Origin of the sequence: Herbidospora daliensis, assembly GCF_001570585.1 — a bacterium.
GTDB classification, from domain to species: domain Bacteria; phylum Actinomycetota; class Actinomycetes; order Streptosporangiales; family Streptosporangiaceae; genus Herbidospora; species Herbidospora daliensis.
Genome location: NZ_BBXF01000009.1, coordinates 47,474 through 68,472 on the forward strand (window position 1 = coordinate 47,474; position 20,999 = coordinate 68,472).

The window sequence follows — 20,999 nt, forward strand, 5'->3', positions numbered from 1 at the left end:
CGGTGACCGTTTCGCTGACCGACCACGTCTTCACCGTCCCGCTCGACCACGCCGATCCGTCCAAGGGCCTCATCGAGGTCTTCGCACGTGAGGCGGTCGACCCGAGACGCGCGGGCGACGACCTGCCGTGGCTGGTCTTCCTCCAGGGCGGCCCCGGCGGCAAGGCCCCCCGTCCGCTGGCCGGCGACGGCTGGCTCGGCCACCTGCTGCGCACCCACCGCGTGCTCCTGCTCGACCAGCGCGGCACCGGCCGCAGCAGCCCCGTGACGGCCAAGTCCCTCCCGCACCCCGACGGCCCCGAACTGGCCGCCTACCTGTCCCACTTCCGCGCCGACGCGATCGTCGACGACGCCGAGCACATCCGCCGCGCCCTCGGCGTCGACCGCTGGTCGACCCTGGGCCAGTCGTACGGCGGCTTCGTGACGCTGACGTACCTGTCGAAGGCCCCCGACTCCCTGTCGGCCTGCTACGTGACGGGCGGCCTGCCGGGCCTGCACGCCGACGCCGACGAGGTCTACCGCCGCACCTACCGCCGCGTGGCCGGCAAGCTCGACGGCTACTTCGCCCGCCACCCCGACGACCGCGCCCGCCTCGACGGCCTGCTCGCCTTCCTCGACCGCACCGACGTCCGCCTCCCCGACGGCGACCGCCTCACCCCCCACCGCCTGAAGTTCCTCGGCATGGAACTGGGCACCGGCAGCGGCGCCGAGTCCCTGCACTGGCTCCTGACCGAGGCGTGGGTCGGCGGCGAACTCTCCGACGAGTTCCTCTACCAGGTCATGGCCGACACGTCCTTCGCCGGCAGTCCCCTGTACGCGGTCATGCACGAGTCCATCTACTCCCAGGGCGCCCCGACGAACTGGTCGGCCCACCGCCTGGCCCCCGACCTGCCCCTGACCGGCGAGATGATCTACCCCTGGATGTTCGACGAGATCCGCGCCCTGCGGCCGTTCAGGGAGACGGCCCACTGCCTGGCCCAGATGACGTGGTCTCCCCTCTACGACCCGGAGCGCCTCGCTTCCAACGAGGTGCCGGTCGGCGCGGTCGTCTACTACGACGACATGTACGTGGACGAGGGCCTGTCGGCGCAGACGGCCCGCGAGGTCGCCAACGTGACGACGTGGGTGACGAACGAGTGGGAACACGACGGGCTGCGGGTGTCGGGGGACACGGTCATCCGGAAGGTGATGGGCCTGATCCAGCCCAGGTGAGCGGCGGGGTCACGGTTCGGGTTCCCCCCAGACGTCCACCCGCACCTCGTCGCCGACCGCTATCGCGCCGGGCTTCAGCACACCGAACTTCACGCCGAAGGCGATCGTGCCCCGAGCGGTGCGCCGGTAGCCGGCGAGGGTGCGCAGCGGTTCCGGGCCCGCCTTCGTCCCGGACGTCTGCTCGATCATGGTGACGGCGCAGCGGATGGCCGGCTTCACGTAGAGCAGTTCGGTCTCCCCGACGCTGACGCGGCGCGCCCGGTCCTCGGTGTGCGGTTCGTCCCAGCCGTCGATCACGATGTTCGGGCGGAAGCGGTCGAGGGGCAGCGGGGTGGCCAGCTTCGTGTTGAGCAGCCGGAGGCTGGACAGGGAGAGGGCGTGCAGGGCGGAACTGTCGGCGTAGCTGAAGGCGCCGGCGAGCGGTACGCGGACGAGCCGGCTGTGGGCGCCGAGCAGCTCCGACAACCACCGGGCCGCCGCCTCGCCCTGGTCGATGCCCCAGGAGGCGGCGCCGAACAGGTCGACCCGGCGCCGCGGACCGCGGACGTCCACGCGCACCTCCAGCGTCCCGGCGTCCGGGGCCTCAAGCGTGAGCCGTTCGCCGCCGTCGCCGACGGCCGGACGGATCACGGCCAGTCGTGGGTCCCGGCGCTGGCTGCGGTAGACGCCCTCGTCGCTGACGACCATGAAGCTGCGGTCATGCTCCAGCCCGGTGCTCGTCAGCGTCGTCCTGGTGACCGACGTGGCGGCGCATCCCTTGACGGGATAGCAGAGCAACTCGGCGACCTCGGGCATCAGCCGCTCCTCTCACGCACGTCGACCGGGCCGATAGGCGACGGCGGCCACGATGGTGCTCACCGCCGCAGCCGCCGAGGAGGCGGTGAACGCCGCCGTGCCGTCGTCGGAGGGCCCGGTCAGGCGGCCCGCGACGGCGGTGCCCAGGCCGTAACCGGTCCACATGAAGGTGTTGAGCCAGGCGAAGACCTCCGTGCGATAGCGGGCCGGGGCGTGTTCCGCCAGCAGCACGGGATGGATCGCGTCGCGGGGGCCCGTCACCAGCCCGATCGCGGTGACGAGCCCGGCCAGCACCAGGAGGTTCGGGGCATGGGCCCCGGCCAGCATGAGGGCGCCGTCCGCCAGGGGGATCACGATGAGCAGGCGTCTGCCGGAGACGGCCCACTGCCGGGCCCCGTAGCCGAGGGCGCCGACGAGCGCGCCGGCCGACAGAAGCCCCATCAGCACTCCCGCCGCCGGCGGCGAGCCGGACACGGTGGACTCGGCCACCGTGGCGACGCGCAGACAGCCGAAGGTGAACGTGCCGAAAGCGGCCAGTACCAGCACAGCCAGGGTGCACTGATCGCTGAGCGGGCCGATCAGCCGTGCCGTCCTCGACCCGTTCCGCCTGGACGGCGTGAGGACCGGCGCCCGGCGTACGGCAGGAGACAGGAGCGCGAGGAGGCCGCCGGCGAGCAGTGCCGCACCCGCCGCGGCGACCACCCCGTGCGCCGGCGTCACCAGCATCAGCGGCGGGACGAGCAGCGGGCCGAGGACGAACATCACCTCGTTGATCGCGTTGTCCATGGCGTAGGCGGTGTTCAACGACCCGGCGGGCACCAACATGGGCCAGGCGCCCCTGATGACCGCCGCGACGGGAGGGGTGGTCGCGCCCAGCAGGACGGCGGCGCCACCCATCGTCGCCGGCCCGGCCCGGTGAGCGGCCAGAAGCAGGGCATAGGCGGCGGCGTGGACGGCGAGGTAGGCCGCGAGCGTCCGGCGCGGGCCGTTCCGGTCGGCAAGACGGCCTCCGAGCGGCGCGCACGCGGCCAGGGCGAGGGCGTGTCCGGTGAGGACCAGACCGGCCGTCGCGTAGGAGCCGGAACGGTCGAGGGCGGACAACATCAGTGCGAGGCTGAGTACGGGAGTGCTCAACCGCACGAGGACCTCCACGGACAGCAGAAAAGGCACCCCCGGGCTGGACAGCACGCGGCGATAGGACGCGATCACGACATCCCCGTTACCATCAAGTCGGATTTTGCTCATGACAACACGGAGGGGTGTTACCGGTCAATTGGAAATAGCCTGTAACGTCACCCGGCAGGTTCCCCTGATCGCCGATCTGGTCAACATGGCGACCTCCCAGCGACGAGGGGGCGTCCCGACGCCGTGCCCGCGCGACGCTGACCTGGTGGCGGCGTTCGCCGCCGCGGCCGGTGACCGCGCCGGGACGGACCTGCGCGACGACCCCGCCGCGGGCGCGCAGCTCGCCGAGCTGGCCGGCGAACTGCGCGCTGCGTTGCTGGCGGAGCATGCCGCCGACCAGGCGGCGCGCATCAACGCGATGATCCGGAGATACCGCGCGCAGCCCTACCTCGTCGAGGACGTGGGTCAGCCGTTCCACCTGCACTTCCATGGGCAGGGCGGCACCCGAGTCCAGGCGATGGGCGGCGAGTTCGCCACCGCGCTGGCACTGATCGTCGATGGCTACGGCACCGGCAGGTTCGGGCAGTGCGCGGCCGACCGGTGCGATGCCATCTACATCGACCTCACGCGCAACGGATCGCGCCGATACTGCGGCGCCGCCTGCACCGCCCGTGCCAAGACGGCCGCCTACCGCGGGCGTCGGCGGGGCTGAGGGAGATCAGGTTCCGCCGGGTTCTCCGCCCACGTCGGTGAGCACGTCGGTGAGCACGTCGAGCAGCGCCGTCACGGCCGGGAGCCGGAACGGCGGTGCGAGGGCCGCCGCGTACAGCGCGCGGGGCGGAAGCGGGGGAAGGGGCGGCCGCAGCACCACCTCGGGATGCGCGGCGCTCCGCGCCAGCGTGGGTACGAGCATCACGCCGGACCCGCCCGCGACGAGTGCCTGCTTGCCGGACCAGTCGTCGCAGAAGAACCCGATCCGAGGCGGGCGGCCGAGTGCTTCGGCGAGCTGGGGCACCGGGCCGAAGCAGTCGGGGAAGCCCCCCTCGATCCACACTTCCTCCCGCAGGTCCGACAGCCGGACGTGGTCGTGCCCGGCCAGGCGATGCCCGGCGGGCAAGGCGACCTGGAAATCCTCCTCCAGCAGGGGGAGCAGGTCGACCGTGGTGAGCTCGCCGGGGTCCAGAGGCTTGGCGGCAGGGTCGTGCCTGGCCGCGGGCACGTCGGCGTACAGGTTCCAGGCGGTGACCAGGGCCAGGTCGATCCGGCCGTCCTCGATCGCGGGCAGCGCCCCCATGGGGTCGTCCTGCACCAGGCTCAGGCTGACGCCGGGATGGCTTCGGCTGAAGCGCCGGATGACCTCCGGCATGAACCAGGTGTTGGCACTGGAGAACGCCGACAGGCGGAGATGTCCGGCCTCGCCGTTCGTGAAGGCGCCGACCCGCAGTTCCAGCGCCCGCAGGCGCGCCAGGATGTCGCGCGCCTGCTCGGCGACGATCTCGCCGGCCGCGGTCGCCTTGACCCCGCGCGCGGTTCGCCGGAAGAGCCCTACGCCGAGCCTGCGTTCCAGGCCGCCGATCTGGCGCGACACGGCCGGCTGGGTCATCGACAGGGCCTCGGCCGCCGCGGAGAAGGAACCGCGCTTCGCCACCTCGACCATCACCTGCAAAGTCCAGGGGTCAAGCATGGATGAATCGTCCCATGCAGTGCATGCATGTCAATCATGAAATATCTGCAGTTGTGTGCATATCTGGGCCGCGCAAGCCTGAGGACCTCAACGTTTTTCCCCAAAAGGAATTCTCATGATCGGCATCAATGGCGGCAATGATGAATATCGGGACCGGCCCGGCACAGGTAAGCCGATCGTCGTCATCGGCGGATACGGGGCCGTCGGCGGCACGGTCGCGCGGCAGCTCGGCGTCTGGTTCCCGGGCTGGACCGTCGCGGCGGGCCGCGATCTGGCCAAGGCGGAGAGCCTGGCACGATCCACCGGCCACGCGGTCGAGGCGGCCCGGATCGACGTCGCCGATCCCGCCGACGTCGACCGGATGCTCGACGACGCGGCCGTGGTGGTGATGTGCGTCGAGCGGGCCAACGCCGAACTGGCCCGCGAATGCCTGAGCCGGGGGGTGCACTACGTCGACGTCACCGCCTCGGCTCCGGTGGTGGAGGCCGTCGCGTCACTGGACCAGCTCGCGAGACGGCACGGGGCGACGGCCGTGCTCAGTGTCGGTGTGGCCCCGGGGCTGACCAACCTGCTGGCACGCCACTGCGTCGAACGGTTGCCGTCGGCGGAGACGGTCGACATCAGCCTGCTGCTCGGTCAGGGCGGCGACCACGGCGTCGACTCGGTGCGCTGGATCGTCGAGAACCTGGTCCGGCCGGGCCGTCGTCGTGGCGCCCGCCCACTGCGCGTGACGCTTCCCGACTGGGGACGCCGGACCGTCCATCCGTTCCCCTTCTCCGACCAGGACGCGGTCAGCGCGTCGTTACCGGTCCGGGCCACGACCCGGATCTGCCTCGACTCACGGGTCCTCACCTCGGCCCTCTTCGGCCTCAGGGCCGCCGGGTTCTTCGGCGCGGTGCGCCGGCTGAGCGCGGAGTCGGCGTTCGTCTCGGCCTTCTCCCGCCTCCGGCTCGGATCGGACCGATTCGTCGTCCACGTGACCGCGTCGGACAACCGTGGGAACGCGGTGTCGAGCACCGTCATGGGCCGTGACGTCTGCCGCGCCACCGGGCTCGTGACCGCGCGGGTGGCCCGCATCCTGTGTACCGCTTCGGTCCCTCCCGGCGTCCTGCACATCGACCGGCTCCGGCCGGCCGGAGCCCTTCTCGACGAACTCGGCGAATACCTGCTGGCCGTGGAACACCAGCCGGCGTACTGATGGGAAACGATCTCATGGGAACCCCCAACATCGGGCAGGCGAACGCGTGGAACGGACCCGAGGGAGCTCATTGGGCCGATCACCAGGACCGCATGGTCGGCGGGAACACCGCGTTGCACCGGCTGCTGTTCGGGGCCGCGGCTATCGCCGAGACGGATCGTGTGCTCGACATCGGATGCGGCGCGGGCGAGACCACGATCATCGCGGCGGGTCTGGCGGCCCGCGGGGAGGTCGTCGGCGTCGATCTCTCCCGGCCGATGCTGGAGCGGGCCCGTGCCGACCAGGCCAGGTGGGGCTTTCCCCACCTGCGGTTCGAGGAAGGAGACGCCCAGATCCATCCGTTCCCCGGCGACCACTTCGACGTGGCCGTCAGCCAGTTCGGAACCATGTTCTTCGACGATCCGGTCGCCGCCTTCGCCAACATCGGCCGTGCCCTGCGTCCCGGCGGCCGTCTCGTCTTCGTCTGCCCGCAGGAAGCGGCCCGATGCGCCTGGTACACCGTGCCGAGCGTGGTGCTGCTCGGATATCCGCCGGAGCCGCCCGCCGACGCCTTCGCACCCGGGATGTTCTCCCTCGCCGACCGGGCCCGGATCCACCAGGTGCTCGGCGACGCCGGCTTCCGGACCATCACCACGACGGCGGCCGACGTGCCCCTCTACTTCGGCCGGGACGCCGGGGACGCGGCCGACTTCATGGTCGGCACCGGTCCGGTCCGCGCGATCCTCGACCGGGACCCGACCCTGACGGCCGCCACGGCCCGCACCGTTCTGCGGGTCACGCTGGAGCGCTTCACGGGTCCCATAGGGGTCACGCTGGGCGGGGCGTCATGGCTGGTCACCGCTCAGTGGTGAGCCGCCCGGACCGGCCCGTCCGGCTGGCGCCGGTGGAGGTCACCCGCTTGGCCATTCCCCGATCCTAGGGACGTGTGATGCAGTTGCGGGTATGGCGCGAAATCTCATTCTTTCCGGAGGTGTGGCCCACGACTTCGCGGCCACGTCACGCACACTGGCCGAGGTCCTCCTCGAAGCGGGCGTCGAGTCGGAGATCACCGACGACATCGCGGGCGCCCTGTCCGAACCTCCGCAGGTCGACCTGATCACCATCAACGCCATGCGGTGGAAGAACCAGCGTGGTCACTTCGAAGACCAGCGTGACCAGTGGCACCTCCCGCTCAGCGCCGACGCCCGCGCGGTCCTGCTCGACCATCTCGACAAGGGCGGCGGCGTGCTGGCCATGCACACGGCGTCCATCTGCTTCGACGACTGGCAGGGCTGGCCGCGGGTGCTGGGCGCCTCGTGGAAGTGGGGCAAGTCGCACCATCCGCCGATCGGCTGGACCACCGTCCACGTCAACCGCGACCACGTCATCACCGACGGGCTGCGCGACTTCGACGTCGTCGACGAGGTCTACAGCGACCTCGACGTGCTGCCCGACGTCACGCCGCTGGCGACCGCGCTGGGGCAGCCGGTGCTCTGGGCGCGGAACGTCAGAAGGGGTCGGCTCGTGTACGACGCCCTCGGGCACGACACCCGGTCCTACGACTCCCCGATCCACCGCACGCTGCTCTGCCGGGCGGCGCAGTGGTTACTTCGGCAGCCCGTCGGCATCTGCGAGTAGCCGGGCCGACTCCGACTCCTCGGCCAGGCGGCGCACGACGTCCAGGACCCGGCCGTAGAGCACGGTCCCGATCACGTGGGCCTCGATCGCGGTCTCGCGGGGGCCGTCGAACGGGATGCGCGACATCTCGTGGTCGCGCACCAGGCCGCCGACCGCGGCGGCGTAGGGGCGCAGGTCGGGCAGGGTGACCTTCTGGTCGAGGCGGCGGAGGGTGACGATGGTCTGGGCGAGTTCGTCGCGGCCGGGGGCCGAGGGGGCGACCCGCCAGCCGCGTTCGCGGATGAGCTCGTCGACCATGGCGCGGGCGTCGGCCCACTCCTCGGTGTCCTCGGGTTCGGTCTTCGGCGAGAGCGCGTAGTGGGCGGTGCCGAGCATCTCGTGGACGCCCTTCGACTCGTCGTCGACCGCCTCGATCACGGCCCTGATGGAGGAGATGGGCAGTTTGCCCACTTCGAGGAGGGCCCTGATCAGGCGGAGCCGCCGCACGTGGGGGGCGCCGTACACCGAACGGGTCGCGGAGACCTGTTCGCCCGGCGGCAGGAGCCCTTCCCGCAGGTAGTACTTGATCGTCGGGATGGGCACGCCGGTCGCTTCGCTGAGCTGGGAGATGCGCACGCTGGATATGCTAGCTATCCAACCGGCCCACTCCGGCGAGCCCGACCGCTCCGCCCGCCGCCATCGACGCTGCCGGCGCGGCTGAGTCGTCGGGACGCCAGTCGGCGATCTCGACCAGTCCCGGCTCGTCGAGGGTGAAGCCGTCGAACAGCGCCAGCACCTCGTCGTGGGTGCGGAAGGCGAGGCCGCCGGCCGAGCTCTTCGAGTAGATCTCCCGGCCCGCAGCCAGGTCGTCGCCGTCGGCGTCGCCGGGGCTCATGTGGGAGATGACCAGGTGGCTGCCGGGGGCCAGGGCGTCGCGGAAGCCGGCGACGTGCCGCCTGACCTCCTCGTCGTCGGTGAGGAAGTGCAGCACCGCGACCATCAGGACCGCGACCGGCTGGGAGAGGTCGAGGTGGGCGCGCACCTCGGGGTCGCCGAGGATCCAGCCGGGCTCGCGCAGGTCGCCCTCGGCCACGATGACGTTCGGGTGGTCGGCCAGGATCGCGCGGGCGTGGACCAGCACCATGGGGTCGTTGTCGACGTACACGACCCGGCAGTCGGGCGCGTGCCGGAGGGCGACCTCGTGGACGTTGTCGCGGGTGGGCAAGCCTGCGCCGACGTCGAGGAACTGGCGCACACCCTGATCGATCAGGTGGCGGACCGCCCGGCCCAGGAACTCGCGGTTGGCCCGAGCCAGTTCCTTCGCGTCGGGCGAGATCGCGTTGATCGCCTCCGCGGCCTCGCGGTCGACGGCGAAATGGTCTTTGCCGCCCAGGAAGTAGTCGTACATCCGGGCCACACTCGGCGTGAGAGGGTCGACGCCGGGGGGTGCCTTTTCGAGGGTCACGCCGCGATCCTAAACCGCATCAGACTCACCGGTATGCCGAAATATCGGATCACCGCTACCGGCACTTGAGTGTGAAATCGTCCGGGATTAGCGTGATTTGTGCCCGCCGGGACGGATCGCGCCCCGCCCCGGTGGGCCTCTATGAATTGGTGTGGAATGTCACTATTGAGCCACTTAAGGTCCGGGCAGCGCCGGAACACCGGTAGCTTTCCTACCCGTGCGCCCACCACGACGCGGCGACCAGCTCGGCCACGAGCGTCTCCGTGAAGAGCGCGACGCCGGGATCGTCGTCATGCCGGTAACGCACGCTCCCGGCCTGCCCGGCGACCTCGCCGCCGACGGTGACGACCGTGGAGCCCCGTTCCCTGACCCACTCCATCGCCTGCTCGTCGTAGGGCGACCCGGGGAACAGCAGCGCGCGGTAGTCGTAGGTCTTGGTGAGGTAGACGTCGACATGGGCCCAGTCGCCGGTCTCGCAGGCGGTGGCCTGGCGGCGCGGCCCCTCGCGCACCATCAGCGCCGACTGGTCGGCCGACGACAGTCGCTCGACGGGGGCGATCGTGTAGACGCCGTGGGGACCGTCGAGCAGCTCCAGGACGCCCGGCAGCCACTCGCCGCGCCGGTCGAGCAGGTCCTGCGTCGCCTCGGCGGCCCGTCTGACCAGCGCCCCTCCCGCGCTGCGGTCGATCAGGGCCAGCAGCAGGGCGAGGGTGTGCTGGAAGGTCCGGCACGCCACCCCGCCCTCCTCGGGGCCGGCCAGCATCGGGATGACGTGGTCGGCGCCCTCGGTGATCGCCGAGCCCTCCTTGTTGGTGAGCGCGGCCACGAACGACACGCCCCGGTGCCGGGCGACCGCGTCGAGGGTCTCGCGGCTGCCCCCGGTGGCGGAGATCGCCACGACCAGGGTCGCCGGGTCGGGCGGGTAGCCCAGGCCCGCCGAGGCGTAGTCGGCCACCGCGTCGACCCCGAGGGCGCGCAGGCGCAGGGCGGCGACGCGGGCGGCGTACCGGGAACTGCCCATGCCCAGGAACAGCACCCGCCGCACGGTGTCGGGGACGCCGTCGAACAGGCCGCCCGCGTCGAGCGCGGCGGCCAGCCGATCGAGCGACTCGGGCTTCTTGAGCAGGTCGTCGAGGAACTTTCCGGCGTCCATTCCAGCAGCCTCTCAGAACCAGGTCCGCAGCACGCCCATGGGGGCGTAGCGCCAGCGCTCCAGGAACCGGCCCGCGTAGATGAGCTCCCGGCACAACTGCTCGGCCTCGAACGGCCGCAGCAGCGACCGGTCGAGCAGGTCGCCGCGGCCCGCCTCCTCCAACCGCCTCGTGTACGCCTGCTCCAGCCCCTCGCGCGCCCCCCACACCCAGGCCGAGATCGCCTGGGGGTCGGCGCCGCGCCGCTTGATCGCCACCTGCCCGGCGTTCTCGACGCTGATCACGAGCTGGGCCAGGTCGCGCGCGGCCGGCTGGTAGGGCGAGGCGTCCGGCACGGTCGGGTTGCCGTCGAAGTCGATCAGCGAGAAGCCGCCCTCCCATTCGATGATCTGGCCCACGTGCAGATCACCGTGGACGCGCATGACCGGGGTCTCCCCGGCGACCTGCAACGGCGCGAGCTCGCGCCGCAGGTCGGCGACGTGGTCGGCCAGCCAGGCCGCGTCGGTCTCGTCGGTCGTCAGCGCCAGCGCCTCGTCGAGCGCCCGCGCGGCCCGCGCCGCCCAGCCGTCGGTGACCGGCATCAGGCGCACCGGATCGGCGACGACCTCCGACGGCGTCGCCATCGCCAGGTGGAGATCGGCCGCCAGGACGCCGATCTCCGCCGCGAAGGCGGTCCGGCCGGCGGCAGCCTCCTCGGCGCACCACTCCCAGCCGTCGCGGGCCCCCGGCAGGTACGCCGTGGCCAGCCCGGCCAGCGCCGGCCCGCAGAAGATCGCCGCGTACGGCTCCGCCGTGCGCGTGAACCCCGTCTCGGTCAGGTGGGTCAGCATCTCCAGACCGGGATGCGGGCCCTCCTCCGGATGGGGGAACCACTTCACGATCACCTTCTCGCCCACGACCACCGAACGGTGGGTCTGGTCGACGGTGATCGGACGTTCTCCTGCCGGGAAGTCCGGCAGCGGGCGCATCGCGCGCACCGCGAAGGGCGCCGGTGCGGCGCCCAGGTTCCGGAGGACCTGCTCGGTCACCCCGGGCCCCGCCTCAAGCTGCTCGCCGAGGCGCAGGACGACGTTCCCCGGCAACGCCCAGTCTGCGGACTCCACCGCGCTCTCCTGAATGTCGGTTCAACTGGAAACACAAACTCAGAGCTCACCCCGCGCGGCACAGTCTTGTCTAATTTGATGTCTCCTGCAACACTCGCCAAACATCAGAAGGGGGGCCCGGTATGTCGCGTGGGCGAGGTTCGAACCTCGCGCGGTTGATCTTCCTCGGACCTGGGCTGATCATGTTGACGCTGCTGGCCGTGGTGCCGATGCTGCTCATGCTCAGCACCATGTTCTTCCAGCGCGGTCGTTTCGGTGGCGTGGTGTACGAATTCACCACCGCCAACTTCAGCAGGCTGTTCCAGCCGCTCTACCTGAACGTGATCCAGGACAGCCTGGTCGTCGCGGGCCTGGTGACGGTGCTGGCACTGCTGATCGGCTATCCGACGGCATACGCCATCGCGCAGCTTCCGCCGAAGTGGAAGACGATCGCGCTGCTGGCCGTCATGTTGCCGTTCTGGACGAACTTCCTGATCCGGATGTACGCCTGGACGATCCTGCTCAGCGGTCCGGGACTGGTCAACGAGGCGCTCACCGGCATCGGGTTGATCGACAAGCCGCTCGACCTGCTCTACAACCGGGGCACCGTGGTCGTCGGCCTGCTCTACGGCTATCTGTCGCTGATGATCCTGCCGATCTACTCGGCGGTCGAGCGGCTCGACCCGCGCCTGCGGGAGGCCAGCGCCAACCTGGGCGCCTCTCCGGTCCGCACGTTCTTCAGCGTCACGCTGCCGTTGACGCTGCCGTCCGCGCTGATCGGGGCCGTGCTCGTGTTCGTGCCCAGCTTCGGGAACTTCGTCGTGCCGGAGATCCTCGGCGGCGGAAAGGCGATCATGGTGGGCAACCTGATCCGCGACCAGTTCCTCAAGGCCCGCGACTGGCCCTTCGGCGCCACGATCGCGCTGGTCATGATCGTGGTCACGGTGGTGCTGCTGCTCGCCCAGGCGGTCGTCTCGCGGAGGACCAGAAGTGCGTAAGAAGTCGTCGCGTCTGGTCTACCTGCCGCTGTGGCTGGTCTACCTGTTCTTCTACGTGCCCATCGCGGTCGTGGTCTTCATGTCGTTCAACGCGGGCGACAACCCGTACATCTTCGAGGGCTTCAGCCTCGACTGGTACGGCAAGCTCGCGGGCGACGAGACAATCCTCGAGGGGCTCGGCAACACGCTCATCGTCGCGGTCGGCACCTGCCTGGTCTCGACGGTCGTCGGCACACTCCTCGCCGTCGGCCTGGCCCGGCACACCCGCTCGAAGGTGATCGAGGCCATCGCCACGATGCCGGCCATCCTGCCGGAGCTGATGCTCGCCATCGGCCTGCTCATCTTCTACACGGCGATCGACTTCACGCTCGGCCTGACCTCGATCCTGCTGGCCCACCTGACCTTCGGCATCCCGCTGGTCGCGGTCGTCGTCAGGGTGCGGCTGGCGTCGATGGACACCTCGCTGGAGGAGGCCTCGACCGACCTCGGGGCGAGCCCGCTGCAGACGTTCTTCCGCATCACCCTGCCCGGCCTGGCCCCCGGCATCGCGGCCGGCGCCCTGCTGGCGTTCACCTTCTCGCTCGACGAGTTCGTGCTGGCCTTCTTCTCGGCCGGCCCGACCGACCCGACGCTGCCCATCGTGATCTACTCGATGGTCAGGTTCGGCGTGACCCCCGACATCAACGCCCTGGCCACCCTCCTGCTGACCGTCAGCGTCGTCGCGGTGCTCGCCGTCCAGCGCATGACCCGAATCACGGAGTCCCTCAAATGACACTGCTTTCCATCGAGGGGGTATCCCGGAAGTTCGGGAACGTCACGGCCCTCTCGGACGTCTCGATCGACATCCAGCAGGGGGAGTTCTTCGCGCTGCTCGGCCCGTCGGGCTGCGGCAAGACGACGCTGCTGCGCATCCTGGCCGGGTTCGAGACGCCCGACAGCGGGGGAGTCCGTCTCGACGGCGGCGACCTGCTCAAGCTGGCCCCGCACAAGCGGCCGGTCAACCTGATGTTCCAGTCGTACGCGCTGTTCCCGCACATGACGGTCGCCAAGAACGTCGCCTACGGCCTGGAGCGGGAGAACCTCCCCAGGGCCGAGATCAAGGCCCGCGTGGGCGAGGTGCTGGAGAAGGTCGGCCTGGAGCCGATGGCGAACCGGCGCCCGGCCCAGCTGTCGGGCGGCCAGCAGCAGCGCGTCGCGCTGGCCCGCGCCATCGTCAAGCGCCCCCGCCTGCTGCTCCTGGACGAACCCCTCTCGGCCCTTGACAAGAAGGTCCGCGCCGAGATGCAGCTGGAGCTCAAGCGCCTCCAGCACGAGGTCGGCATCACCTTCGTCGTGGTCACCCACGACCAGGAGGAGGCCATGTCGCTGGCCGACCGCATCGCCGTCATGGACCAGGGCCGGGTCGAGCAGGTCGACGCCCCGGTGACGCTCTACGACCGCCCGCGCACCTACTTCGTGGCCGACTTCATCGGCGCGAACAACCTGTTCACGGGCGCGATCCGCGGCGGCGTCTTCTCGGCCGAGGGCCTCGGCCCGCTGCCGTCGAAGGCGACGACGGCCGACGGCCCGTCGGCCCTGGCGATCCGCCCGGAGCGGGTCAGGCTGACCGAGCCGACGCCGGGCATGGTCCAGGGCGTGGTCGTCGACGTGAGCTTCTACGGCGGCGTCTCCCACATCGCGGTCGAGGTCACCGGCCTGGGCCGCAAGGTCCTGGCCGCGACGCAGGGCTCGGCCCGCATCACGCCGGGGACCGTCGTGGGCGTCACGTGGCGCCCGGAGGACGCGGTCCTCATCGCGAACTGACGAGAGCTTCAGATCTCACCACCGCCGCGTTCCGGCCAGTCCGGGACGCGGCGGCGCCGTTCCGGGCACGGACGCCGACAGGGCGGATGCGCCCCGCCCTGCACGGCCGGGCGCGCGGCGGCGCGTTTCCGCGTAGGGCGGATGCGCCCCGCCCTACGCGGCCGGGCGCGCGGCGGCGCGTTTCCGCGTCTCGCGGATCTGGCCGCCCGGGTCATGCGGGCACGGCCCATCATGGGCCGGGCGTGTCGTCTCCCAGCGGACCGGCGGAGACGTCAGGAGGCGTTCGGGGTCGTGCCCCGGGACGGGCCGCCGCTTCTGGGGCGGGGGGTGCGGGTCGTCTTCGGGCGGGCGGCCGGGATCTCCTTGAGCGGGTGGCCGGTCGACATGCGGGCGAAGTCGAGGATGAGGCCGACCGCCTCGTCGGGGCCGATCGAGTGGTGGCGGGCGATGATGCGGTAGCCGTAGGCGTCTTCGAGGGCGACCAGGTTGCGGGCGATCTGCTCCGAGTCGCCGGCCAGGGTGAAGACCCCCTGGGCCGCGCCGACCTCCAGGATGGTCTGGTACATCGCGACCTGGCGGTCGTAGAGCGTGGTCAGCAGGGTGCCGTAGACGCGGTTGCGGCCGGCCGCGCCGCCGAGCTCGCACAGCAGGCGCACGCCCGCGTCGTCGGGGCCCTCGGGCAGGCCCGAGCGGATCGTGGTGATCAGCTTCTGGGCCGGGTCGGCGATGCCGCTGATCTTCTTGACCCGCTGCTCGTAGAAGCGCTCCATGCCCGCGTGGTGGGCCTCGATCAGCAGGTCGCGCAGATCGGGGTAGTGGTAGAGCACCGCACCCGACGTGAGACCCGCCTCTTCTGCGATCTGGTTCAGATGCACGCCCTCGGCGCCGTGCTGGATCATCGCGCGCCTGGCCGCGTCGATCAGCTCGACCCGCCGGTCTGCCCTGCTCTTTCGCTGAGTCATCGCACCCCGCCCCGTATGGAGGATCTCACAACTAGTGTCGCAGCTCTTGACGTGGTTGCTCGATAAGTATTTGAATCACGATTCAACAAATATCGGTCGGAGGGGATCGTGATTACGGACGCACTGCCGAGGGTCTTCTGGACCGACCGGCCCGCTCCGGCCGCGTATCCGCCGCTGACGGGGACCACGACGGCCGACCTGCTGGTCGTGGGCGGCGGCTTCACCGGCCTCTGGGCTGCTGTGCTGGCCAAACAAGAAAACCCCGCCTGCGACGTCGTTCTGGTCGAAGCCGAACGTATCGCGTTCGGCGCCACCGGCCGCAACGGGGGCTTCATCGCCGACTCGATCACCCACGGCCTGACGCACGGCGCGCACCGCTGGCCTGGGGAGATCGATCTGCTGCTGGCGATCGGCCGCGAGAACCTGGCCGCCATCGCCGATTTCGTGGTCCACCACGACATCGACGCCGACCTGCGGCTGATCGGCAAGACCACGGTCGCGGTTGCGCCCCACCAGGTCACCGAATTGCGGACCGCCGAAAAGCGCCACCGGGACCATGGCGAGGACGCCACATTCCTGGACGCCGACGACATGCGGGTCGACGTCCACTCGCCCACCTACCTGGGCGGGCTGCGGCTGCGCGGCACCGGCGGCCTCGTCGACCCGGTGAAGCTGGCCTGGGGACTGCGCCGCGTCGCCGAGAACCTGGGCGTGCGGATCTACGAGCACACGCCGGTGACCGGCATGGAACGCTCCGGTTCGTCGGTACGCCTGCCCACGCCCCAGGGCCGATTCGACGCCCGCCAGGTGCTCATCGCGACCAACGCGTTCCCGTCGCCGCTCCGCCGGCTGCGCAACTACGTCCTGCCGGTGTGGGACTACGTGCTGGTCACCGAGCCCCTCGACGCCGGACGCCGGGCCTCGCTCGGCTGGGCCGAGGCGCAGGGCATCACCGACGCGGGCAACCAGTTCCACTACTACCGGCTGACCGCCGACGACCGCCTGCTGTTCGGCGGCTACGACGCGGTCTACAACTTCGCGGGCGGCGGCACCGACCAGCGCCCCGCCTCCCACGCCCTGCTCGCCCGCCACCTGCTGGAGACGTTCCCCCAGCTCGAAGGCGTACGGGCGACCCACCGCTGGGGCGGCCTGATCGACTCGACCAGCCGCTTCACCCCGTTCTTCGGCACCGCCCTCGGCGGCCGGGTGGCCTACGCCCTCGGCTACACCGGGCTCGGCGTGGGCGCCTCGCGCTTCGGCGCCCTCGCCGGGCTCGACCTGCTGGCGCGGCGGGAGACGCGGCGTACCGGACTGAAGATGGTGCGCCGCCGCCCGGTGCCGTTCCCGCCCGAGCCCCTCAGGTGGCCGGTGGTCGAGTTCACCCGCCGGGCCCTGGCCCGCGCCGACGCGAACGAGGGCAGACGCGGGCCGTGGCTCCGGGTGCTCGACCGCTTCGGCATCGGTTTCGACAGTTAGAAGACCTGCACATGACGACTCTGATCAACCCCGCGACCGGCCGGGCCATCGAGGACATCCCCGACAGCACCGACGTCCCGGCGAAGGTCGCCCAGGCGCGGGCCGCCTTCGAGCAGTGGCGCGAGGCGACCCCGTCGGAGCGCGCCCGGGTGCTGCTGCGCCTGGCCGACCTGGTCGAACGCGACGCCGACGAGCTGACCCGCCTGGAGGTCGAGGAGACCGGCAAGCCCGCGGCCGTCTTCCGCGACGGCGAACTGCCCTTCGCGGCCGACAACCTGCGCTTCTTCGCCGGCGCGGCCCGCTCGCTCGACGGCACCGGCGCGGGCGTGCTCAGCGCCGGCTACACCTCGGTGCTGATCCGCCGCCCGATCGGCGTGGTCGGCTCGATCGCGCCGTGGAACTTCCCGTTCATCATGGCCGTCTGGAAGGTCGGCCCGGCCATCGCGGCCGGCAACGGCGTGGTCGTCAAGCCCGCCCCGCGCACCCCGCGCACCACGTTGCGCCTGGCCGAGCTGATGGCCGAGGCGGGCGCGCCCGAGGGCCTGCTGGGCGTGGTGACCGGCGGCGGCGACGTCGGCCAGGCCCTGGTGACCGACCCCGGCGTCGACATGGTGAGCGTCACCGGCTCGACCGCGACCGGCAAGGCCGTGATGCGCGGCGCGGTCGACGGCCTGAAGCGCGTCCACCTGGAGCTCGGCGGCAAGGCCCCGGCGCTGGTGTTCGCCGACGCCGACCTGGAGGCCATGGCCTTCGGGGTGACCATGGGGGCCACGTACAACACAGGACAGGACTGCACAGCGGCGACCAGGGTCTACGTGGAGCGATCACGCTACGCGGAGGCCGTGGACGCCCTTGCGGCCGCGCTGGAGAAAGTGCGTCCGGGCGATCCCTGGGCCGAGGGGACCGACATCGGCCCCCTCATCTCCGCCGAGCACCGGGACAGGGTGCACGGCTTCGTCGCGCGGGCGTCGGGCCGGGTCGTCCGTGGGGGCGGCCCGCTCGACGCTCCCGGCTACTACTACCCGCCGACCCTGGTCGCCGACGCCGACCAGTCGTCGGAGATCGTGCAGGGCGAGGTCTTCGGGCCCGTCCTCGTGGCCCTGCCCTTCGACGGCGAGGACGAGGCGGTGCGGCTGGCCAACGACACGCCCTATGGGCTGGCGTCGTCGGTGTGGTCGACCGACGTGTCCCGGGCGCTGCGGGTGTCGCACCGGCTCGACGTGGGGGTGACGTGGGTCAACGACCACCTGCCGATCGCCTCCGAGGCGCCGCACGGCGGGGTGAAGGGGAGCGGGTTCGGCAAGGACATGAGCCAGGAGGCGGTCGGGGAGTACTCGGTGACGAGGCACCTGATGATCAAGCACGCCGCCCCGGCGGCCAGGGACTCCTTCCGCCCGGCCTGAGCGGCGAAAACAAGCGGACAATTTCGGGCGTTCATGGCAACATCCGTCGAATGCCCACGTTCTCCGCATTCGACGGCACCGTCCTGTCCTTCCGCGTCACCGGCCAGGGCGACCCCCTGGTCGTGCTGCCCGGCGGGCCGATGCAGGACGCCGCCTACCTGGGCGACCTCGGCGGCCTGCCGGCCCACCGGCGGCTGGTGACCCTCGACCTGCGCGGCACCGGGAACTCGGCCGCTCCGGCCGATCCCGCGACGTACCGGTGCGACCACCAGGTCGCCGACGTGGAGGCGCTGCGCCTGCACCTGGGGCTCGACCGGATCGACCTGCTGGCCCACTCCGCGGGCGCCAACCTCGCGGTTCTGTACGCCGCCGCGCACCCCGAGTCGGTCGGGAGCCTGGTGCTGGTCACCCCGAGCCTGTTCGCCGTGGGTCTCGACGCGACCGGGGAGGACCGGCTGGCCGTCGCCCGCCTGCGGGCCGGCGAACCCTGGTATCCCGAGGCGATCGAGGCGCTGGAACTGCTCGTCGGCGGGTCCCCGGCCGACTTCGCGCTGGTCACGCCGTTCTTCCACGGCCGCTACGACGCGGCGGCCAGGGCGGCGGTCGAGGGTCCCGCGCGCAACGCGGAGGCGGCCCGGATCTTCGGCTCCGACGGCGCCTACGACCCCGCCGCGACCCGTGCGGCACTCGGCGCACTGGCGGCCCCGGTGCTGCTGTCGGCGGGGAGTACGACGTCAACAGCGTGCCGGCCAAGGTGCGGGAGTTCGCCGCGCTGTTCCCGGCGGCCGACTGCGTCGTGCAGCCGGGGGCCGGGCACTATCCCTGGCTCGACGACCCCGGTGCGTTCGTCGCGACCGTCTCGTCGTGGCCGGCGGCTCAGCCCGACTCGGCGTCGAAGTAGAGCTCCGACGTCACCCGGTACCGGTCGCCCCGGTAGATCGACCGGGTGAACTCCACGATCCGCCCGTTCACGTCGCGCGTCGTGCGCTCGACCAGCAGCGCCGGGAAGTGTTCCGGCACCCCCAGCAGTTCGGCCTCGGTCTCGTCGGTCACCGTCGCCTCGATGGTCTGCACGGCGCTGCGCACGTCGACGCCGAAGCGTTCGCGCAGGACCTTGTAGAACGACCCCGTCTCCATGTCCGCCGGCCGCAGGCCCGCGACCAGCTCATGTGGCAGGTGGAGGCGTTCGATCGCCATCGGGGCGTCGTCGACGACGCGCAGGCGGACCACCCGGAGGACGGGGGTCGCGGGGGCGAGCTGCAGGCGGCTGGTCAGTTGCGGGCCGGCCGGTGACGAGGCGAACTCCAGGATCGCGCTCAGCCATTTCCCCTCGGCGGGCGGCGCGTAGAACGATCCAGTCTGGGTCGCCGACAGCGCCTGGGTGACGCGCTGCGGGCCGGTGAAGGTGCCCCGGCCGTGTTCGCGGACCAGCACGCCCGAGCGCACCAGGTCGTCTATGGCCGCGCGCAGGGTCGGGCGGGAGACGCCCAGTTCCTTGCACAGGTCGCGCTCCGACGGGATGGCCTCGCCGGGTTTCTTGTCGGCCACGTAGTCGAGCAGGAAGTCGCGTACCCGGTCGCGCTTCAGCCCTGCCCGCATGTTGACAGTCACGTCCCAGACCTTACCAGCGTCTTACCAGTTGTCGAATGTAAACACTGAATAACGGGTCTTGACGGGTCTACTGGTTAAGACCACTCTAGCGCCAGCAGGCAGATTGCTTACCAATATCTGACCACTGGGAGAACCAATGGCCCCCCGGTTCCTCGCCGCGGCAGCGGTCCTGGCGCTCGCCGCCGGGCTCACCGCTTGCGGCTCTTCGCCCACAGAAAGCACCACTCCGGAAGCGCCCGCCGCGACCGCGCTCACCGTCTGGATCATGCGCGACAGCATGTCCGACGCCCTGCTCGGCACCTTCGAGCGCGACTTCGAGGCCGCGCACCAAGGGGTCACCCTGGACGTCCAGATCCAGGAGTGGGACGGCATCGGCCAGAAGGTCACCAGCGCCCTGGCCAGCAACGACGCCCCCGACGTGATCGAGGTGGGCAACACCCAGGTCGCCGAGTACGCCGCCAGCGGCGGCGTGAAGGACCTCACCGACAAGGTCACCGAGCTCCAGGGAGCCGACTGGCTGCCCGGCCTCGCCGACCCCGGCAAGATCGACGGCAAGCAGTTCGGCATCCCCTGGTACGCCGCCAACCGCGTCGTCATCTACAACAAGGACCTGTTCGAGAAGGCCGGCGTGACGGCCCCGCCCGCGACGCGGGACGAGTGGATCGACGTGACCACCAAGCTCAACGCCGGCGGCAACCAGGGCATCTACCTGCCGGGCCAGAACTGGTACACGCTGGCCGGGTTCATCTGGGACGAGGGCGGCGACCTGGCCCTCAACGAGGGCGGCACCTGGAAGGGCGGCCTCGACAGCCCGCAGGCGCTGGCCGGCATCGACTTCTACAAGCAGCTCCAGGCGCTCGGGGAAGGCCCGAAGGACTCCGACGAGGCCAACCCGCCGCAGGCCGACGTGTTCGCCAAGGGCAACGTCGCGCAGCTCATCTCCTCGCCCGGCGGCGCGGTGGCGATCGAGAAGGCCAACCCCGAACTGGCCGGCAAGCTCGGCTTCTTCCCGATCCCCGGCAAGACCGCCGACAAGCCCGGCGCCGTCTTCACCGGCGGCAGCGACCTGATCATCCCCGAGGCGTCCAAGAACCCCGATCTCGCGTACGAGGTCATCAAGGCCCTCGCCGGAGAGAAGTTCCAGACGGCGATGGCCACCGAGATGTCCTACGTGCCGAACCGGGTCTCGCTGGGCGGCGTGCTGACCAGCGAGGGCGCGTCGGCGATGGCCAAGGGCGCCGCCAACGGCCACGCCACGCCGAACTCGGCCAACTGGGCGGCGGTCGAGGCCAAGAACGTCATCAAGGAGTACATGACGACCTACCTGACCGGCACGAACGGCCCGGCCGAGGCAGCCAAGGCGTCCCAGGTCATCGCGGACATCCTGAACACCAAGTCCTGACGAGCCCCTGATCTCGGGCCCGCCCGTGCCGGCCGCG

Annotated in this window: 21 protein-coding genes; 12 read left to right on the top strand and 9 right to left on the bottom strand. The window is 71.1% G+C overall.

Annotated features, from left to right (window positions below; genetic code table 11):
- The first annotated feature begins 2 nt into the window (after positions 1–2).
- Positions 3–1,211, top strand: a complete 1,209-nt coding sequence (locus tag AW274_RS34130) for an alpha/beta fold hydrolase (RefSeq protein WP_062441632.1) — start codon at positions 3–5, stop codon at positions 1,209–1,211.
- A gap of 9 nt (positions 1,212–1,220) precedes the next feature.
- Here the strand turns inward: AW274_RS34130 and AW274_RS34135 are convergent, their stop codons facing one another.
- Together AW274_RS34135 and AW274_RS34140 are read right to left on the bottom strand one after the other, a co-directional pair.
- Positions 1,221–2,006 carry an MOSC domain-containing protein gene (locus AW274_RS34135; RefSeq protein WP_062441634.1) on the bottom strand — a complete coding sequence of 262 codons (786 nt, stop codon included), beginning with the start codon at positions 2,004–2,006 and terminating at the stop codon, positions 1,221–1,223.
- Positions 2,007–2,018: 12 nt separating this feature from the next.
- The gene (locus AW274_RS34140; RefSeq protein WP_062441637.1) at positions 2,019–3,215 is read right to left on the bottom strand and encodes an MFS transporter; all 1,197 of its coding nucleotides are present in this window, start codon (positions 3,213–3,215) and stop codon (positions 2,019–2,021) included.
- Between the two features lie 64 nt (positions 3,216–3,279).
- On the opposite strand from AW274_RS34140, the gene AW274_RS34145 reads away from it, so the two are divergent.
- Entirely contained in the window at positions 3,280–3,843 is a 564-nt protein-coding gene (locus tag AW274_RS34145; RefSeq protein ID WP_062441641.1) for a CGNR zinc finger domain-containing protein, read from the top strand.
- Positions 3,844–3,849: 6 nt separating this feature from the next.
- Here AW274_RS34145 and AW274_RS34150 read toward each other — a convergent pair whose 3' ends face one another.
- A complete protein-coding gene (locus AW274_RS34150; protein ID WP_083975314.1) occupies positions 3,850–4,815 on the bottom strand; it encodes a LysR family transcriptional regulator in 966 nt (321 codons plus the stop codon).
- 115 nt (positions 4,816–4,930) lie between these two features.
- Between AW274_RS34150 and AW274_RS34155 the strand changes: the two genes are divergently transcribed.
- From AW274_RS34155 to AW274_RS34165, 3 genes are all read left to right on the top strand, one after another.
- Positions 4,931–6,013 carry a saccharopine dehydrogenase NADP-binding domain-containing protein gene (locus AW274_RS34155; RefSeq protein WP_062441647.1) on the top strand — a complete coding sequence of 361 codons (1,083 nt, stop codon included), beginning with the start codon at positions 4,931–4,933 and terminating at the stop codon, positions 6,011–6,013.
- Between the two features lie 14 nt (positions 6,014–6,027).
- The gene (locus AW274_RS34160) at positions 6,028–6,864 is read left to right on the top strand and encodes a class I SAM-dependent methyltransferase (RefSeq protein WP_062441649.1); all 837 of its coding nucleotides are present in this window, start codon (positions 6,028–6,030) and stop codon (positions 6,862–6,864) included.
- A 91-nt stretch (positions 6,865–6,955) separates the two neighbouring features.
- Positions 6,956–7,630, top strand: a complete 675-nt coding sequence (locus AW274_RS34165) for a ThuA domain-containing protein (protein WP_063813840.1) — start codon at positions 6,956–6,958, stop codon at positions 7,628–7,630.
- Here AW274_RS34165 and AW274_RS34170 read toward each other — a convergent pair.
- The 4 genes from AW274_RS34170 to AW274_RS34185 all read right to left on the bottom strand — a co-directional run bounded on the left by AW274_RS34170 (position 7,598) and on the right by AW274_RS34185 (position 11,328).
- Positions 7,598–8,245 (bottom strand): MerR family transcriptional regulator, encoded by a 648-nt coding sequence (locus AW274_RS34170; protein WP_062441657.1) that lies wholly within the window; start codon positions 8,243–8,245, stop codon positions 7,598–7,600. The two genes, AW274_RS34165 and AW274_RS34170, sit on opposite strands and share 33 nt — an antisense overlap.
- Before the next feature lie 10 nt (positions 8,246–8,255).
- Positions 8,256–9,074, bottom strand: a complete 819-nt coding sequence (locus AW274_RS34175; protein WP_083975316.1) for an SAM-dependent methyltransferase — start codon at positions 9,072–9,074, stop codon at positions 8,256–8,258.
- A 211-nt stretch (positions 9,075–9,285) separates the two neighbouring features.
- On the bottom strand, positions 9,286–10,227 hold the full coding sequence (locus AW274_RS34180; protein ID WP_062441660.1) for an SIS domain-containing protein: 942 nt from the start codon (positions 10,225–10,227) through the stop codon (positions 9,286–9,288).
- A 12-nt stretch (positions 10,228–10,239) separates the two neighbouring features.
- A complete protein-coding gene (locus AW274_RS34185; RefSeq protein WP_062441662.1) occupies positions 10,240–11,328 on the bottom strand; it encodes a hypothetical protein in 1,089 nt (362 codons plus the stop codon).
- A gap of 122 nt (positions 11,329–11,450) precedes the next feature.
- On the opposite strand from AW274_RS34185, the gene AW274_RS34190 reads away from it, so the two are divergent.
- The 3 genes from AW274_RS34190 to AW274_RS34200 are packed head-to-tail and all read left to right on the top strand — an operon-like array spanning position 11,451 to position 14,108.
- A complete protein-coding gene (locus AW274_RS34190) occupies positions 11,451–12,305 on the top strand; it encodes an ABC transporter permease (RefSeq protein ID WP_062441665.1) in 855 nt (284 codons plus the stop codon).
- Entirely contained in the window at positions 12,298–13,077 is a 780-nt protein-coding gene (locus tag AW274_RS34195) for an ABC transporter permease (protein WP_063813844.1), read from the top strand. The genes AW274_RS34190 and AW274_RS34195 overlap by 8 nt, the downstream gene beginning before the upstream one ends.
- On the top strand, positions 13,074–14,108 hold the full coding sequence (locus tag AW274_RS34200) for an ABC transporter ATP-binding protein (protein ID WP_083975318.1): 1,035 nt from the start codon (positions 13,074–13,076) through the stop codon (positions 14,106–14,108). Before AW274_RS34195 ends, AW274_RS34200 begins: the two co-directional genes overlap by 4 nt.
- Before the next feature lie 272 nt (positions 14,109–14,380).
- Here the strand turns inward: AW274_RS34200 and AW274_RS34205 are convergent, their stop codons facing one another.
- Positions 14,381–15,070 carry a TetR/AcrR family transcriptional regulator gene (locus AW274_RS34205; RefSeq protein WP_083975320.1) on the bottom strand — a complete coding sequence of 230 codons (690 nt, stop codon included), beginning with the start codon at positions 15,068–15,070 and terminating at the stop codon, positions 14,381–14,383.
- A 108-nt stretch (positions 15,071–15,178) separates the two neighbouring features.
- Between AW274_RS34205 and AW274_RS34210 the strand changes: the two genes are divergently transcribed.
- Genes AW274_RS34210 through AW274_RS34220 form a run of 3 tightly spaced genes read left to right on the top strand, consistent with a single transcriptional unit; the run spans position 15,179 to position 18,899 of the window.
- The gene (locus AW274_RS34210; RefSeq protein ID WP_232320614.1) at positions 15,179–16,546 is read left to right on the top strand and encodes an NAD(P)/FAD-dependent oxidoreductase; all 1,368 of its coding nucleotides are present in this window, start codon (positions 15,179–15,181) and stop codon (positions 16,544–16,546) included.
- Positions 16,547–16,557: 11 nt separating this feature from the next.
- Positions 16,558–17,949 carry an aminobutyraldehyde dehydrogenase gene (locus tag AW274_RS34215; RefSeq protein WP_062441671.1) on the top strand — a complete coding sequence of 464 codons (1,392 nt, stop codon included), beginning with the start codon at positions 16,558–16,560 and terminating at the stop codon, positions 17,947–17,949.
- A gap of 50 nt (positions 17,950–17,999) precedes the next feature.
- Complete coding sequence (locus tag AW274_RS34220) at positions 18,000–18,899, top strand: alpha/beta fold hydrolase (RefSeq protein WP_232320615.1); 900 nt, start codon at positions 18,000–18,002, stop codon at positions 18,897–18,899.
- Here the strand turns inward: AW274_RS34220 and AW274_RS34225 are convergent.
- A complete protein-coding gene (locus tag AW274_RS34225; RefSeq protein ID WP_232320616.1) occupies positions 18,826–19,560 on the bottom strand; it encodes a GntR family transcriptional regulator in 735 nt (244 codons plus the stop codon). The two genes, AW274_RS34220 and AW274_RS34225, sit on opposite strands and share 74 nt — an antisense overlap.
- Before the next feature lie 136 nt (positions 19,561–19,696).
- Between AW274_RS34225 and AW274_RS34230 the strand changes: the two genes are divergently transcribed.
- Positions 19,697–20,962 carry an extracellular solute-binding protein gene (locus AW274_RS34230; protein WP_062441675.1) on the top strand — a complete coding sequence of 422 codons (1,266 nt, stop codon included), beginning with the start codon at positions 19,697–19,699 and terminating at the stop codon, positions 20,960–20,962.
- Positions 20,963–20,999 lie beyond the last annotated feature (37 nt).

Excerpts from the sequence above, each read along its gene's own strand:
- AW274_RS34155 (WP_062441647.1), top strand. The coding sequence starts at position 4,931 with ATGATCGGCATCAATGGCGGCAATGATGAATATCGGGACCGGCCCGGC.
- AW274_RS34205 (WP_083975320.1), bottom strand. The coding sequence starts at position 15,070 with ATGACTCAGCGAAAGAGCAGGGCAGACCGGCGGGTCGAGCTGATCGAC.
- AW274_RS34190 (WP_062441665.1), top strand. The coding sequence starts at position 11,451 with ATGTCGCGTGGGCGAGGTTCGAACCTCGCGCGGTTGATCTTCCTCGGA.
- AW274_RS34220 (WP_232320615.1), top strand. The coding sequence starts at position 18,000 with ATGCCCACGTTCTCCGCATTCGACGGCACCGTCCTGTCCTTCCGCGTC.
- AW274_RS34180 (WP_062441660.1), bottom strand. The coding sequence starts at position 10,227 with ATGGACGCCGGAAAGTTCCTCGACGACCTGCTCAAGAAGCCCGAGTCG.
- AW274_RS34200 (WP_083975318.1), top strand. The coding sequence starts at position 13,074 with ATGACACTGCTTTCCATCGAGGGGGTATCCCGGAAGTTCGGGAACGTC.
- AW274_RS34160 (WP_062441649.1), top strand. The coding sequence starts at position 6,028 with ATGGGAACCCCCAACATCGGGCAGGCGAACGCGTGGAACGGACCCGAG.
- AW274_RS34150 (WP_083975314.1), bottom strand. The coding sequence starts at position 4,815 with ATGCTTGACCCCTGGACTTTGCAGGTGATGGTCGAGGTGGCGAAGCGC.
- AW274_RS34135 (WP_062441634.1), bottom strand. The coding sequence starts at position 2,006 with ATGCCCGAGGTCGCCGAGTTGCTCTGCTATCCCGTCAAGGGATGCGCC.
- AW274_RS34215 (WP_062441671.1), top strand. The coding sequence starts at position 16,558 with ATGACGACTCTGATCAACCCCGCGACCGGCCGGGCCATCGAGGACATC.
- AW274_RS34230 (WP_062441675.1), top strand. The coding sequence starts at position 19,697 with ATGGCCCCCCGGTTCCTCGCCGCGGCAGCGGTCCTGGCGCTCGCCGCC.
- AW274_RS34165 (WP_063813840.1), top strand. The coding sequence starts at position 6,956 with ATGGCGCGAAATCTCATTCTTTCCGGAGGTGTGGCCCACGACTTCGCG.